This is a genomic window from Streptomyces sp. CA-249302, assembly GCF_050936785.1.
In the GTDB taxonomy this organism is placed as follows: Bacteria; Actinomycetota; Actinomycetes; order Streptomycetales; family Streptomycetaceae; genus Streptomyces.
The window spans coordinates 4,021,020-4,036,259 of sequence record NZ_JBNJMG010000001.1 but is presented as its reverse complement, the minus strand read 5'-3'; the positions used below and the strand labels follow the sequence as shown (position 1 = coordinate 4,036,259).

The window sequence follows — 15,240 nt, the reverse complement described above, 5'->3', positions numbered from 1 at the left end:
ATGACCTCAGCAGCGGAGAGCGGCGGCGAGAGCACCTTCACGGTGATCGTCGCCGCCGTCGCCAACCTCGGGATCGCGGTCGCCAAGGCGGTCGCCGGCGTCATCAGCGGCTCCAGCGCGATGCTCTCCGAGGCCGCGCACTCGGTCGCCGACACGGTCACCGAGGTGCTCCTGCTCACCGCCCTCAAGCGCAGCGAGAAGCCCGCCGACGAGGAACACCCGCTGGGCTACGGCCCCGAGCGGTACATCTGGGCCATGCTGGCCGCCGTAGCCACCTTCGTCGGTGGCGCGGTCTTCTCGGTCTACGACGGGATCCACACCCTCGTCGCGGGGGAGGAGCTGGGCGATCCGCTCGTCTCGTACGTCGTCCTCGGCGTCGCCTTCCTGCTGGAGGGCTACTCGCTGCGGACGGGACTGCGGCAGGCGCGCGGGGAGGCGGCCCGGTTCAAGGCGCCGTTCAGGCTCTATCTGCGGCACACCCCCGACACCGCCGTGAAGGCCGTCGTGCTGGAGGACTCGGCCGCGCTGATCGGCCTGGTGCTGGCGGCCGGCGGTCTGCTCGGCGGACAGCTCACCGGCTCCGGCGTCTGGGACGGCATCGCCTCGCTCCTCATCGGCCTGCTTCTGCTCGTCGTCGCCTGGGTGCTGGGGCGCTCCAACGCCGAACTGCTCATCGGGCGGCCGCTGCCGGGGCCCATGCGGGAGCGGATCCGGGCCGAACTGCTGGCGATCGAGCACGTCGAGGCCGTACTGGAACTGACGACGCTCGTGCAGGGGCCGCGGGAGGCGCTGGTGGCCGCGAAGGTGGACTTCCGGGACGTGTCCACGGCGGCACAGATCGAGTGGGCCTGCGAGCAGGCCGAGCTGCGGATCCGCGAGGTGTACCCCGCGGTGAGCCGGGTGTACCTGGACCCGACGCCGGGGTTCGCGCAGCGGCGCGAGGAGGGGCTGAATCCCTGGCCGTGAAAGTCGGTCCAGGGGGTTCGCGGCGGGCACATCCCCACCTGGGGCGACCGGTCCCCTCTACGGTGTGCGCATGACTCCTGAGACGTGGGACCGCTTAAGTCCCTTTCGTGACAAGGCCATCGCGCAGGGCATACCGGCCGAGGACGTGGAGCGGTGGCTGTCCGCCGCCGCCCGTCCGTGCGCGACGCTGACCCTGGACGGGGACGGGCCGGTCGTGGGCGAGTTCGGCGGTCCGCTGCTGCTCCCGGCCGACACCCCGGACCCGAAACACCCCTACCTCGGCTCCGTCGACCTCGCGGCCCTGCCCGCCGACGCCACGGACCTGCCCCTGCCGCCCGACGGCCGGCTGCTGTTCTTCGCCTTCCCCGAGAGCGACGGTTACGACAGCCAGGGCAGCGTGGTGTACCTCCCCGCCGGCACGGCCGTGGTCGAACGGGACAAGAACGCCTGGGACCCCTTCGAGTGGGACGACAACTTGGCGATGTTCGCGAAGTACCCGCAGGGGCCGATGCGGATGACGGCCCAGGTGTCGCTGCCCTTCCACGAAGAGGTCGTGCTGCCCGGCCCGCCGCTGCCCGGACCGGACCGCTCCGAGGAGTTCGTCGCGGTCTGGGACGGCACCCGTGACGACATCGCCCCCGCGGGGACGCTGCAGCTCGGCGGGTACGCCGACGAGGAGTGCATCGACGGCGACCCGGTCGCCACCGCGGTCGAGTGGGTCACCCACGCCGCGCAGGCGGGCCACTGGGACGGACCCGTCTCGGACGACGTCGCGGACTGGGTGCTCCTGGCCGACTGGCAGGCCCGCGAGGACGTGGAGGGCTGGGAGAGCTCCTCCGTCCACTTCGTGATCCAGCGCGACGACCTGGCCGCCCGGCGCTTCGACCGCGCCTACACCAGCGTCTTCTGGAATCCCTGACCTAGCCCAGTTCGGCTTCCGCCAGCAGGAACGCCGTCATCGGGTCGTAGTACCGGGGGCTGACCACGTGGTCGTCGAGCGGGACCGTCACCTGGACGGTCCCCTCGGCCTCGGCGAGGAACAGCGCCGGGTCGTTGCAGTCGGCGTAACCGACCGAGTCGACACCGTGCTGACCGGCGTAGCCCGCCCAGCCGTGGTCGGCGACGACGAGGTCCGGCAGCGGGCGGCCCTCGCGCTCAAGTCCCGTCAGGATGGCCTTCATCGGCTCGCCCGAGTGGGTGTGCCACAGCGTGGCGCCGTGCTCGAGGACAGCCACGTCCGCGAACTGCATGACGTACCCCTCGTCCGTCTGCAGCCCGTCCGGAATGACCACGATCTCGCAGCCTGCGGCCCGCAGCGCGACCGCCGTCGCCCGGTGCACGTCCAGCAGGCCGCCCGGGTGGCCGGTGGCGAACAGCACCCGCTGCCGGCCCTCGGCCGCCTTGCGCAGCCGCCCGGCCAGCCGCTCCAGGGCGGCGACCGTCAGCTCGGGGTCGATGGTGTCCTGGCCGTACCGGTACTCCGGGTCGTCGTTCACGCCCACCCGCTCCGCCATCACCGCGAGCACGTCCTGCTCGTCGCTCCAGCGGTCGCCGAGCTCCAGGCCGAGCCAGTAGTGGCGGTCGCCGTTCGCCAGCTTGCGGTAGTGGTTCAGGTTGTTCTCGCGGGGCGTCGCGACGTCGCCCGCGATGCGGGTCCGTACGAGGTGGTCGACGAGCTCGGCGCGGCTGGGTGTCCCGGGTATCGGCATGAAACCCATTGTGAGGCAGCGGACTGTGCACGTCCCTGGCGTCCCGGACGCTGCGACGTGGGTCACGTACTCATGGCGTTGAGCCGCGGTACCTATTGCCGGCGCAGGACCTGTGGCTGCCGCAGCGCGAACCACAACTCCATGCGTACGTCGGGGTCGTCGAGGTCGGTGTCGAGCAGCGCGGCGCAACGGGCGATCCGCTGGCGGACGGTGTTGCGGTGGACGGCCAGGGCGACGGCGGTACGGTCCCAACTCCCGTGCAGCGACAGCCAGGTGCGCAGCGTCTCGGTGAGCGCCGGGGAGTCGCCGATCGGCGCGAGGAGGGTACGGGCGTGCGCGGCGGCCTCGTCCGGCGACAGCAGGTCGGCGAGCCCGGCGCGGTCGCTGTGCCGGACCAGGGCGGTACGGGTGGCACAGGCACGGGCCAGCGCACGCGCGGCCTGGGTGTCGGCGGACGCCCAGGCATCGGGAGTGACGGCGGCACTGATGCCGAGGGTCCAGCCGGGGGGCGGGGCGGGGTCACGGTCGGCGGGGAGGAGGACGCGGACGATGTCGCCGGCCAGATCGACGAGGGGGGATCCGAGGGCGGCGCCGAGGGCGGAGGCGGACACCGGGTCGGGGGTGGGCGAGGGGCGGGCGGCCGGGCCCGCGGAGGCGGCCCTCGCGCCGGAAGCCTGCGCGTCGAGGCCTTGGGCGGGGCGGGTGGCACCCGGCCCGGCGGATGCGGCCGCCGCACCGCCCGTCTGCGCGTCCGGCCGCGCGTGCACCACCAGCCACCGGCCCGCGCCGCCCTCGCCCGCCCCGAGCAGCGGCGCCACCTCCTCCGGCGCCGCCCCCAGCAGCACCCGTACCAGCGCCGAGGACCGGGCCGCACCCGTGCCGCTCTGGTGCTCGCCGGTCAACAGGGACAGCAGTACCGCTGCCACCGAGGCGATCGTGTGGTCGCCCGGTTCGCGGTGCGGGGAGGCGACGGCGAGGACGAAGCCCTGGCCGGCGCCGAGGGCGTAGGCGGCGAGGTGGGTGCCGGCGGCGGAGTCGGTCGCGGAGGTGGGGGTGCCGGGGCCCGACGGGCGTACCACCTCGGCGAGTTCGGCGAGGGATTCCCGGATGGCGGCGCCCGCCAGGCGGCCCGCCGCCGCGACCTCCACGCCCTCCGGGCCGTACAGCACCGCCCGGCCGCCGACCCGCTGGGCCAGCTGCCGCAGTACCGACGGGACCGGGTCCGGGCGGGAGGCCGCGGCCGCCAGGCTCTGCTGGGCCTCCGTCACCCGGCGCAGCTCCGCGAGGCGGGCCTGGGCCATCAGCTGCCAGACCGCGCGGGCCACGCCGGAGAAGGTCGTCTGCGGCGGCACCTCGATCAGCGGCAGCTCGTAGGTGTCGCAGGCCGCCACCAGCGCCCGCGGCACCGTGTCGTGCACCGGCGCCACCCCGAAGCCGAGGGCCGCGCCGCCCGCCGCCACGATCCGCGAGACGTAGTCGTCGAAGTAGGCACCGGTACCGGCGGCCTCCGGGACATGCACCCCGGCGGTGAGCAGCAGCTCGCCGCCGAGCAGATACGGGTACGGGTCGGCCATCTCCGAGGTGTGCGCCCAGTGGACGACGACGTCGGGGTCGACGGGGCCCGCGATCTGCTTCAGGGCCAGGTCCTCACGGGCCAGGAGCGCCGCGAGGGGCACGGGTGGCGTAGGGGGAACCGTGGGTTCCGGCATGGTGTGCGTTCCCTCCATCCCGTACGGCTCGAATGGATGAAACGTACACTTCGCAGTCGCTTTCCGGCCACCTAGTGTCGTGCCACGTCACCCGCCGGCGAACCCACTGCGACTTCGAAGCGAAGGAGGCCCTCCCATGGCCGTCGACTACACAGTGATCGTCGTCTATCTGGCCGGCATGCTGGCCATGGGCTGGTGGGGCATGCGCCGCGCCAGGTCGAAGAGCGACTTCCTGGTCGCCGGGCGCCGCCTCGGGCCCGCGATGTACTCCGGCACCATGGCCGCGATCGTCCTCGGCGGCGCGTCCACCATCGGCGGCGTCGGCCTGGGCTACCAGTACGGGCTCTCGGGCGCCTGGATGGTCTTCACCATCGGCCTCGGCCTGCTCGCCCTCTCCGTCTTCTTCTCCGCCCGCATCGCCCGCCTCAAGGTCTACACCGTCTCCGAGATGCTGGACCTGAGGTACGGCGGCCGCGCGGGCGTCATCTCCGGCGTCGTCATGTGGGCGTACACCCTCATGCTCGCCGTCACCTCGACCATCGCGTACGCCACCATCTTCGACGTCCTCTTCGACATGAACCGGACCGTCGCGATCATCCTCGGCGGTTCGATCGTCGTCGCGTACTCGACGCTCGGCGGCATGTGGTCGATCACCCTGACCGACATGGTGCAGTTCGTGGTCAAGACGATCGGTGTGCTGCTGCTCCTGCTCCCTATCGCGGTCGTCAAGGCCGGCGGCTTCAGCGAGATGAAGGCCAAGCTGCCCACCGAGTACTTCGACCCGCTGGGCATCGGCGGCGAGACGATCTTCACCTACGTCCTGATCTACACCTTCGGCATGCTCATCGGCCAGGACATCTGGCAGCGCGTGTTCACCGCCCGCAGCGACCGGACGGCGAGGTGGGGCGGCACGGTCGCCGGTACGTACTGTCTGGCGTACGCCCTCGCCGGTGCCGTCATCGGTACGGCCGCCCGGGTGCTCTACCCCAGGCTCGGCAGCCCCGACGACGCCTTCGCGACCATCGTCAAGGACGAACTCCCCGTCGGTGTACGAGGGTTGGTGCTGGCCGCCGCCCTGGCCGCCGTGATGTCGACCTCCTCCGGTGCGCTGATCGCCTGCGCCACCGTCGCCAACAACGACATCTGGTCCCGGCTGCGGGGGAAGGCCACCTCGGGTGACCATGATGAGGTGCAGGGCAACCGGGTGTTCATCCTGATCATGGGCCTGGGGGTGATCGGTACGGCGATCACGCTGAACAACGTCGTGGAGGCGCTGACGGTGGCGTACAACCTGTTGGTCGGCGGTCTCCTCGTCCCGATCCTCGGCGGACTGCTGTGGAAGCGCGGCACGGTTCAGGGGGCACTGGCCGCCGTGACCGTCGGCAGCCTGGCGGTGATCGGCCTGATGGCGGGTTACGGCATCCTCGCCAACGAACCCGTCTACTACGGCCTGCTGGCGTCCCTGGCCGCCTACGCCGTCGTGTCCCTCGTGACGAAGCCGACCGACGCGACCGTGCTGGCCACCTGGCGTGAACGGCTCGCCGGCCACGCGGCTCCCGAACCCACATCCGAAGCGATCCCGGCTTCCCACTAGAAAGGTACTCCACCATGAGCAGCAACGAGACGCCCCGCGGCCCCGTCGACTCCTCCCGCGTCCCGCGGTACGCCGGGCCGGCGACCTTCGCCCGGCTGCCCCGCCTCGACGAGGTCGGCCGCGCCGACGTCGCCGTGGTGGGCGTGCCGTTCGACTCGGGCGTCTCGTACCGGCCGGGCGCCCGCTTCGGCGGCAACGCGATCCGCGAGGCGTCCCGGCTGCTGCGGCCCTACAACCCGGCGCAGGACGCGTCCCCGTTCGCCCTCGCCCAGGTGGCGGACGGCGGGGACATCGCGGTCAACCCCTTCAACATCAACGAGGCCGTCGAGACCGTCGAGGCGGCCGCCGACGAACTGCTCGGCACCGGCGCCCGGTTGATGACCCTGGGCGGCGACCACACCATCGCCCTGCCGCTGCTGCGGTCCGTGGCGAAGAAGCACGGCCCGGTCGCGCTGCTCCACTTCGACGCCCATCTCGACACCTGGGACACGTACTTCGGCGCGGAGTACACGCACGGCACCCCGTTCCGGCGGGCGGTCGAGGAGGGCATCCTCGACACGTCGGCGCTGTCCCACGTGGGTACGCGCGGGCCCCTCTACGGCAAGCAGGACCTCACCGACGACGAGAAGATGGGCTTCGGCATCGTCACCTCGGCGGACATCTACCGCCGCGGGGCCGACGAGGTCGCCGACCAGCTGCGTCAGCGCATCGGCGACCGCCCGCTGTACATCTCGATCGACATCGACTGCCTTGACCCGGCCCACGCGCCCGGCACGGGTACGCCGGAGGCGGGCGGCATGACCTCCCGCGAGCTGCTGGAGATCCTCCGCGGTCTGGCGGGGTGCAACCTCGTCTCGGCCGACGTCGTCGAGGTGGCCCCCGCGTACGATCACGCGGAGATCACGTCGGTGGCCGCGTCCCACACGGCGTACGAACTGACCACCATCATGTCCCGCCAGATCGCAGAGGCGAGGACTCAGGAGAAGGCTGCGAAGTGACCCACGACCACGACCTGGAACTGCGTCCGACGGCCGCCCAGACGGAGGCGGCACTGAATCCCCCTCCGGGCCGCAACGGCGGAGACCTGGTGGTGGAGACACTGGCCGGGCTCGGCGCGACGACCGTCTTCGGCCTGCCCGGCCAGCACGCCCTCGGCATGTTCGACGCCCTGCGCCGCTCCTCGCTGCGGTACATCGGCCTGCGGGTGGAGAACAACGCGGGGTTCGCGGCGGACGCGTACGGCCGGGTGACGGGCGAGGCGGCCCCGCTGCTGCTGTCCACCGGCCCCGGCGCGCTGACCTCCCTGGCCGCGCTCCAGGAGGCGGCCGCGGCCTCCGCCCCCGTGCTCGCGATCAGCAGCCAGATCCCGACGCCCGGGCTCGGCGGCGGCCGCCACGGCTACCTGCACGAACTCCCGGACCAGTCGGCCTCGTTCAGAGGGGTCGTCAAGTCGGTCCACACGGTCCGCACCCAGTCCCAGATCCCGTCCGCGATCGCGGCGGCCTGGAAGTCGGCGCTCACGGCTCCGCACGGCCCGGTGTGGGTGGAGATCCCGCAGGACGTGCTGCTGGCCGAGACGTCGATCCCGGTCGTGACCGGCGGCGACGCCTTCCCCGAGGACCTGCCCCCGCGCCCCGAACTCACCGCCGTGGCCGCCGACTTGCTGTCCCGCGCCGAGCGCCCGGCGATCATCGCGGGCGGGGGAGTGGTACGGGCGGACGCGAGCGGCAAGCTGCGACGGCTGGCGGAGCTGCTGCGGGCGCCGGTCGTGACGACACCGGGCGGCAAGGGGGCCTTCCCGTGGCAGCACCCGCTGTCCCTTCAGTCCTGGATCGAGGACCGGCACACCACGGACTTCCTGGAGGACGCCGACGTACTGCTGGTCGTCGGCTCCGGCCTGGGTGAACTCTCCTCCAACTACCACACGTTCAAGCCGCGCGGCCGGGTGATCCAGATCGAGGCGGACCTGGGCAAACTGGAGTCCAACCACCCGGCGCTGGGCATCCACGCGGACGCGCGGCCGGCCCTGCAGGCGCTGCTGGAGACGGTTTCGCCCCGCGAGGACGAGTCGGCCCCGGAGCGCGTACGGGCAGTGCTCACCCGCGTCGCCGACCGCATCGCCGCCCAGGAACTCACCCTGGAACAGGACGTGTTGGCCTCGGTCCGTCGCGCCCTCCCCGCCGACTCCCCGTCCTTCTGGGACATGACCATCCTGGCCTACTGGGCCTGGTCCGCCTTCGACGCCAAGGGCCCCAACCTGCTCCACTCCGCCCAGGGCGCCGGCGGCCTCGGCTACGGCTTCCCGGCGGCCCTCGGCGCGGCGGCGGCCGACCCGACCCGCCCGGTCCTCGCGGTCTCCGGCGACGGCGGAGCCCTGTACTCCATCGCGGAGTTGGCGACGGCGAAGCAGTACGGGCTCGACGTCACCTGGCTGATCGTCGACGACGGCGGCTACGGCATCCTCCGCGAGTACATGACGGACGCCTTCGGCGAGCCGACGGCGACGGAACTGACCCGCCCCGACTACGTGGCCCTGGCCGAGTCCTTCGGGGTACCCGGTGTCCGGACGACACCGGAGACCCTGGAGACGGACCTGACCAAGGCGCTTACGACGCCGGGGCCCTGCGTGGTCGTACTCCCCGCGGTGCTGCGGATGTTCGCGCCTACGCACCTTGGCTGACCGTGCCCTGGACTGACGCCGTGTGACGATCTAACCTCGATGCGCATCTACGCTTCGGGGGAAGTTGCTACTGCGCATGACAGTCGAACTGCGTGTTTACGTGAACGGCGTCGGGCGGCTCGACGGGCTGCGCGACTGGATGGGTGGACATCCGGGCGTCGAGGTGGACGTCGTGGAGCCGCCGCCCGAGCGCAACAGCCAGGGCACCGTGTGGGACTTCCTGTCGGTGGTGTGTGCCGCCGGCGGGCCGATCGTCGCCGCGGTGAGCGCCCTCCAGCTGTGGATCGGGGCCCAGACCACCGAGATCGAGGTCGAGGTCGGCGGCAAGCGCTTCCGGGTGAACGGGCGCAACGCCGAGGTCAAGCTCCGCGAGGTCATGGAGGCGGCCAGGGCCCTGGAGACACCGGCACCGGCGGAGGCTCCGGATGACCCGGCGTGACGACATCGACTTCGGTCGGTCGCGCGCCATCCTGCTGGGCACCTCGAAGTACACGGCCGGCTTCCAGGACCGCAGCCCCATGCCCGCGGCGCTCAAGAGCCTGGAGGAGATGCGCCGGGTGCTGACCGGGCCTGCGGAGTGGCCCGCGAAGCGCATCACCTCCTTCGCGGACCGGCGCGACAGCAGCAAGGTCCTGAGGGACATGGCCAAGCTGATCGACGACGTCGACGACGTGCTGCTGTTCTACTACGTCGGCCACGGCCAGCTGCTGACGAGCAACAGCGGCCGTTACGACCTCGGGCTCGCCCTCACCGACACCAGCGAGGACCCCGCGCAGCGCGCCCTGACCTCGCTCCGCTTCCGCGAGGTGCGGGAGCTGCTGGAACGCGGCAACGCCCGCATGAAGATCTTCGTCCTCGACTGCTGCTGCGCCGGCATCGCCACCCGCTACGCCGAGCCCTCCGCCGGCCTCACCGGCCACGCCGACGGCTCCAGCCCGACGCGCGGCGCCGGCACCTACATCTGGACCGCCTGCAAGCACACCCAGAAGACGTACTTCGAGGAGAAGCCGGGCGGCCTGACCTACTTCACCAAGTTCCTGTCGGAGGTGGTCCGCGAGGCACACGCCGAGGACTCCCTTGGGGCGACCGTGGCCGACCTGCACGACGACGTCAGGAGCCGGCTGCGCGGCACGAGCCTGCCGGACGTGAGCACTCCGCCGATGCCGGATCTGCACTACAGCGGGCGGCCGGACCAGTTCCTGTTCGTGCGCGGCCAGGCCGCGGTGCGGGCCGCCGACGAGTTCCGCTTCGAGCCGCTCAAAGACGTCGACCCCCGCAAGATAGGCCCGTACGTCCTCAAGGCGCGGCTCGGGGAGGGCGGGGCCGGCCGGGTCTTCCTGGCGTTCACGCCCGGCGGGCAGCCCCTCGCCGTCAAGGTCCTGCACGCCGACCTGGCCCAGGACCCGGAGTTCGCGAAACGCTTCGCCCGCGAGGTCGACATCGCCCAGCGGGTGCGCGGCAACCATGTCGCCCAACTCGTGGCCGCCGACCCCTGGTCGGACCCGCCCTGGCTGGCCGGCACCTATGTGTGCGGGCCGTCCCTGCTCGAACTCGTCAGGGAAGCCGGTCCGCTGCCCACCCGGGACGTGATGCTGATCGCCTCGGGGATGGCCCGGGGACTCGGTGACATCCACGCGGTCGGCGCCATCCACCGCGACCTGAAGCCGGCCAACGTCATGCTGGACGAGACCGGGCCCAAGGTCATCGACTTCGGCATCGCCAAGTCCGTCACGGCCACCCGCATGACCCACACGAACACGCAGCTGGGCACGCCGGCCTACCGGTCCCCGGAGCAGGCGACGGGACGGCAGCCGGTCACCCCCAAGTCGGACATCTTCACGCTGGGCGCCACGATCTACCACCTCGCCACCGGCAAGGACGCCTTCGCGGCCGAGGACCCGCTCGGCGTCATCAACCTCATCGCGCACGAAGAGCCCGACCTCGACGCCCTGGACCCGGTGGTCCGCGACCTCGTCCGGCAGTGCCTGGCCAAGGACCCCGACCAACGGCCCACCGCGGCACGGGTGGTGGAGATCTGCGCGGCGGCCACCGGCCCGGTCAAGCCCGGCGCCTACCTGCCCGTCGAGAAGGCGGCACCCGGCATCCACGCCCGCAACCAGTCGCTGCGCCGCCTCATGCAGAACGAGGCCGTCAAACGACCACCGGTCGCCACCCCGCCGCCGCGGCCCCCCGACCCGGGCTCCGGCACCCCTCCGCTGCCCCCGCCACCCCCGCCGCCGTCCCCACCGGCGGGACGCGGCGCCCTGGTCGCCCTGCTGGCACTGGTCTGCCTGGCGCTCCTGATCTGGCTGCCGGTCCACTTCGCCGACGCGGGTTCGAGCGACGACAACCGCAGCTCCGGTTCCACCCGGTCGGCGCCGGACACACCCTCGTACACCGAACCGGAACCGGATCCGACGACGTCCGACAGCGAGACACCGGACGATCCCACGACGGAGCCCGAGGACACCCCGACGCCGAGTCCCAGTCCGACGAGTTTCTGGGAGACGACGGGTACCGGCGACTGCCTCGCCAACGAGGGCACGTACGAGAAACCGGTGCTGCGGAAGGTCGGTTGCACGGGCGGGGACTTCAAGGTGGTGCAGGCGTTCGACGACACCACGGATTCCGGGGAGTGCTCCGGTACCGCGGACAGCGACTACAACGTGAGCAACGCCTACTACGACCGGGTGCTCTGTCTCTCCTACAAGGCCACCAGCGCCTATCACGCGCGGGTCGGCGAGTGCGTCTTCGGCCCCAACTCGGCGGCCAGCGCCTGGTACCGGCAGTCCTGCGCCACGGGCAACTTCACCGTGAAAGCGCGGCTCACCGGCACGGACGACTCGTCCCGCTGCCAGTCGTACGCCAATGTCGAGGAGACCATCAGGACCACCACCAAGTGGAGCCAACTGAACGTCGTGCACTGCCTGTCGATGAACTACCCCGACGCAGCCGGTCGCGCCCCGGTCGGGTCCTGTCTGCTGATGACCGGCTCCGGGCAGCAGCACACCTTCCAGGCGGCCTCGTGCAGTGTCGCCAACGTCGTGGTCACCGGCCGCGTTTCCGCGTACGACGACACCGCCTACTGCGGCTCCAACGGCTGGACCACCTGGCGGTCCAACGCCTTCCCGTCGATCGCCTACACCGTGTGTTTCAGGCGCAACTGAGCGGTCCGCCCGCCCAGTTGCGCCCGACGCGCGGTGCCTACCAGATCGCCTCGACCCACTCCGGGTGGTCGATGAACGGGTTGCGGTTGTGCTGGTAGGTGTCGTAGATGACCTGGTTGCGGTTCTCCTCGAAGGCGCTCGGCGGGTCCGCCTCGTTCCAGGCCTTGAGGACGGAGAGCTTGCCCATGTAGGGGTTGGAGCCGTTGTTGACCTTCTCGTTGGGCTCCAGGTCGGCGAAGCCGTCGTCGCCCTCGTAGCGCACGGCCATGTAGAGGATCATGCGGGCCACGTCGCCCCGGTCCGCGGCGCGCGGCGCGAAGGAGTCGGAGTCGACGGTGCTGCCGCCGCCGTTGGTGACCGCGCTGCCGCCGTTGTCGAAGTCCAGGTTGCCGCGGATGCTGTTGACCTGGACGTCGGCCGGGCGCAGGTGGTGCAGGTCGGTGCCGGGGCCGGTCACCTCGCCGAAGTCGCCGTGGGACTTGGCCCACACGTGCTCGCGGTTCCAGTCGCCGACGTCGCCGCCGTTCAGGGACTTGGCACGGGAGACGCCGCTGTACAGCAGGATCACGTTGTTGCTGTTGTTCGGATCCTGGTCGGTGACCTTCAGCGCGTTCCAGACCGCGGAGTACGAGATCTTGGTCTGGCTGCTGATGATTGTGTGCAGGGCCGACTTGAGGCTCGTGCCCGACTTGCCGATCGCGTTCTTGTAGTACGTCGAGTCGTAGTCGGTCGTCGTGGCGGCGGCCGGGGTCGCGGAAACGGCCGGGACGGCGAGGCCCACCAGGACGGCTGCCGTGGCCAGGGCCACCGACTTCCAGCGCCGTATGCGTGTCGCCAGCATAAAGGTTGTCCCATCTACGCGGGTTGAATGGAGGCGGCAAGAGGGAGGGTGACATGGACATGAGGTCTTGGAGGTTAACGGGATGTTAAAAAAGGCCCCCGACCGTGTGGTCGGGGGCCTTTGGCCGGATGCCTACGTCGGGGTCACTTCACGTCCGACGGGTCCAGGCGGTAGATCGAGGCGGTCGTGCTCGTGCTCGACGACGAAGCCGAGGAACTCGACGAACTCGACGTCGAACTCTTGCTGTACGCGCTCTCCTTGACCGCCGTGCCGTGCGCTTTCACCCAGTTCGCGACCTCGGTGGCGAGCGTGTTGTTGCCGCCCATTCCACCGCCCATGCCGCCGCTGCTGATCTGGATGTAGTGCAACTCGCCCTTCTTCACGATCTCCTTGAGCTTGGCGACCGTCATGCCGTTGTCGGAGCCGGTGAAGCCCCACATGGAGATGACCGGTTCCTGGGCGCTCAGCTCGATCTGCGCGGAGCTCTGCGAGTTGGACACCGCGAGCAGCCACTTGGCGCCGTCCTGGTGCTTCTTCAGGTACGCGATGAGCTCGCTGGAGGCGCCGCCGCCCATGCCGCCGCCACCGCCGCCGCCGAAGCCGCCGCGCTGACCGGTCGTACCGCCGCCGGGAGCCGTACCGCCCGCCTCGCCGGTGCCGCCCGGAGCCGTACCGCCGGCTTCGCCGGTGCCGCCCGGGGCCTGGCCGTTGCCGCCCTGGGGCAGCTCGCCGTTCCCGCCGCCCGGCATCTCACCGTTCTGCTGGCCCCCGCCGGGGAAGCCGCCCTCGGGCGCGCCGCCGGCCTGGTTGTTCTGGCCGCCCTGCTGGGTGCCGCCCGGCATCTCGCCGCCGCCGGGGAAGCCGCCGCGGGTGCCGCCGCCACCGCCTGGGCCGCCGCCCATGCCGCCGCCCGTCGAGGGGCCGGCCGTCGGGTTCGAGCCGCCCATGCCGCCGCCGGTCGAGGAGTCGAACGCCGGCGAGACGGCGTACGCCGTCGGGCCCGCCAGGGCCGCCACCAGCGCCGCGGCGACGGACGCGGTGAGCAGCCGTGCCTTGTTGCCGGACCGGAAGACGAGCAGGCCCGCGATCGCCAGGGCCGTCACCAGCGCGATGGCCGGCCACAGCCAGGTGTTCCAGCCGGAGGCCCGGCGCAGCAGCACGATCGCCCAGATGCCGGTGACGCCGAAGGCGACCGGCAGGACCCAGGCCCAGCGCTTGTCGTTGCGGTAGGCGTCGAAGAGCATCACGCCACCGCCGCCGCACAGCGCCGCGATGCCCGGGGCGAGCGCGGTCGTGTAGTACGGGTGCATGGTGCCCTGGGCGGTCGCGAAGATGACGTAGTGGAGCAGGGTCCAGCCGCCCCACAGGACGAGGCCCATCCGCTTGAGGTCGGTGCGCGGTGCGCGCCCGCACAGCACCAGGCCGCCGATCAGGGCGATCGCGGAGAAGGGCAGCAGCCAGGAGATCTGGCCGCCGAGGATGTCGTTGAACATCCGGCCCAGGCCCGCGCTGCCGGAGAAGCCGCCGCCTCCGCCGCCACCGCCGCCGTTGCCCTCGCCGCCGAAGACGCGGCCGAGACCGTCGTAACCCATGATCAGGTCCCAGGCGGTGCCGTCCGTCGAACCGCCGATGTACGGGCGGTCGGAGGCGGGGACCAGGGAGACCGCGAGTGCCCACCAGAAGCTGAAGACGGCGAGGACCACCGCGGCCAGCAGCAGGTTGACGGCGCGCTTCACCCAGGGGGCCTTCGACGCGTACAGGTAGAGCGCGAAGACGGCCGGGAGGGCGATCCAGCCCGCCAGCAGCTTGGTGTTGAAGGCCAGGCCGAAGCAGGCCGCCGAGCCGAGCAGCGGCAGCAGCTTCTCGTCACGGGTGGCGCGCAGTGCGAGCGCCGCGCCCGCGACCATGAGGAAGACCAGGATGGTGTCGGGGTTGTTGTCGCGGTTGATCGCGACGGTGATCGGGGTCAGCGCGAACACCAGCGCGGCGACGGTCGCCGCGACATGGCCCCACACACGCTTCACGGAGGAGTGCAGGATCCAGATCGCGCCGAGTCCGGCCAGGACCTGCGGCAACATCATCTGCCAGGTACCGAAGCCGAAGATCCGGGCCGACAGGCTCATGACCATCGTCGCGAACGGCGGTTTGTCGACGGTCATGAAGTTGCCCGGGTCCAGCGAGCCGAAGAACCAGGCCTTCCAGCTCTTCGTGCCGGCCCAGATGGCCCCGCTGTAGAAGGTGTTCAGGCTGGAGCCGGACAGGTTCCAGGCGTACAGGACCGCCGCCAGGACCAGGATCGCGAGCAGGGCGGGCAGCGACCAGCGTGGCGCCTTGTCCGGGGGCGACGCCGGTGGAGCGGGCGGCGGCCAGTCGGCGGACACGGTCTCGGTGTGGGGGTGCGGATCGGTGGCAGATGTCACGAGCGTCATGGTGCAGGCGCGGGGTGGGTGAGAGCTGTTCCGCGCCTGGCAGTTGGCTGTGAATGTGCCAAGGAGTCCGTAAGGGGCGGGTCATGGCTCATGCAAGGAAGCCGGGCGGCTGGATATTCCGGTGCATTATCCGGATCCCTGCGCC

Annotated in this window: 11 protein-coding genes; 7 read left to right on the top strand and 4 right to left on the bottom strand. The window is 71.5% G+C overall.

Annotation, left to right across the window (positions count from 1 at the left end; genetic code table 11):
• Together ACQEWB_RS18055 and ACQEWB_RS18050 are read left to right on the top strand one after the other, a co-directional pair.
• The gene (locus ACQEWB_RS18055; RefSeq protein ID WP_432832125.1) at positions 1-966 is read left to right on the top strand and encodes a cation diffusion facilitator family transporter; all 966 of its coding nucleotides are present in this window, start codon (positions 1-3) and stop codon (positions 964-966) included.
• Between the two features lie 70 nt (positions 967-1,036).
• Positions 1,037-1,885: a DUF1963 domain-containing protein gene (locus ACQEWB_RS18050; protein ID WP_432832123.1), complete on the top strand. Its 849-nt coding sequence runs from the start codon at positions 1,037-1,039 to the stop codon at positions 1,883-1,885.
• Between the two features lies 1 nt (position 1,886).
• On the opposite strand, the gene ACQEWB_RS18045 is transcribed toward ACQEWB_RS18050, so the two are convergent.
• Positions 1,887-2,675, bottom strand: a complete 789-nt coding sequence (locus ACQEWB_RS18045) for a phosphatase (RefSeq protein WP_432832121.1) — start codon at positions 2,673-2,675, stop codon at positions 1,887-1,889.
• 92 nt (positions 2,676-2,767) lie between these two features.
• The gene (locus ACQEWB_RS18040; RefSeq protein WP_432832119.1) at positions 2,768-4,384 is read right to left on the bottom strand and encodes a PucR family transcriptional regulator ligand-binding domain-containing protein; all 1,617 of its coding nucleotides are present in this window, start codon (positions 4,382-4,384) and stop codon (positions 2,768-2,770) included.
• Between the two features lie 136 nt (positions 4,385-4,520).
• Between ACQEWB_RS18040 and ACQEWB_RS18035 the strand changes: the two genes are divergently transcribed.
• The 5 genes from ACQEWB_RS18035 (at position 4,521) to ACQEWB_RS18015 (ending at position 11,825) form a co-directional block, all read left to right on the top strand.
• Positions 4,521-5,978 (top strand): sodium:solute symporter, encoded by a 1,458-nt coding sequence (locus tag ACQEWB_RS18035; RefSeq protein WP_432832117.1) that lies wholly within the window; start codon positions 4,521-4,523, stop codon positions 5,976-5,978.
• A gap of 14 nt (positions 5,979-5,992) precedes the next feature.
• Positions 5,993-6,976 carry an agmatinase gene (speB, locus tag ACQEWB_RS18030; protein ID WP_432832115.1) on the top strand — a complete coding sequence of 328 codons (984 nt, stop codon included), beginning with the start codon at positions 5,993-5,995 and terminating at the stop codon, positions 6,974-6,976.
• Positions 6,973-8,658: a thiamine pyrophosphate-binding protein gene (locus tag ACQEWB_RS18025; protein WP_432832113.1), complete on the top strand. Its 1,686-nt coding sequence runs from the start codon at positions 6,973-6,975 to the stop codon at positions 8,656-8,658. Before speB ends, ACQEWB_RS18025 begins: the two co-directional genes overlap by 4 nt.
• A gap of 76 nt (positions 8,659-8,734) precedes the next feature.
• Positions 8,735-9,097 carry an effector-associated constant component EACC1 gene (locus tag ACQEWB_RS18020; protein ID WP_432832111.1) on the top strand — a complete coding sequence of 121 codons (363 nt, stop codon included), beginning with the start codon at positions 8,735-8,737 and terminating at the stop codon, positions 9,095-9,097.
• Entirely contained in the window at positions 9,084-11,825 is a 2,742-nt protein-coding gene (locus tag ACQEWB_RS18015; protein ID WP_432832109.1) for a caspase, EACC1-associated type, read from the top strand. Before ACQEWB_RS18020 ends, ACQEWB_RS18015 begins: the two co-directional genes overlap by 14 nt.
• Before the next feature lie 37 nt (positions 11,826-11,862).
• Here the strand turns inward: ACQEWB_RS18015 and ACQEWB_RS18010 are convergent, their stop codons facing one another.
• Positions 11,863-12,666, bottom strand: coding sequence for an endonuclease I family protein (locus tag ACQEWB_RS18010; protein WP_432832107.1), 804 nt, complete (start codon positions 12,664-12,666; stop codon positions 11,863-11,865).
• 143 nt (positions 12,667-12,809) lie between these two features.
• A complete protein-coding gene (locus ACQEWB_RS18005; RefSeq protein ID WP_432832105.1) occupies positions 12,810-15,086 on the bottom strand; it encodes an ArnT family glycosyltransferase in 2,277 nt (758 codons plus the stop codon).
• Between the last annotated feature and the right edge of the window lie 154 nt (positions 15,087-15,240).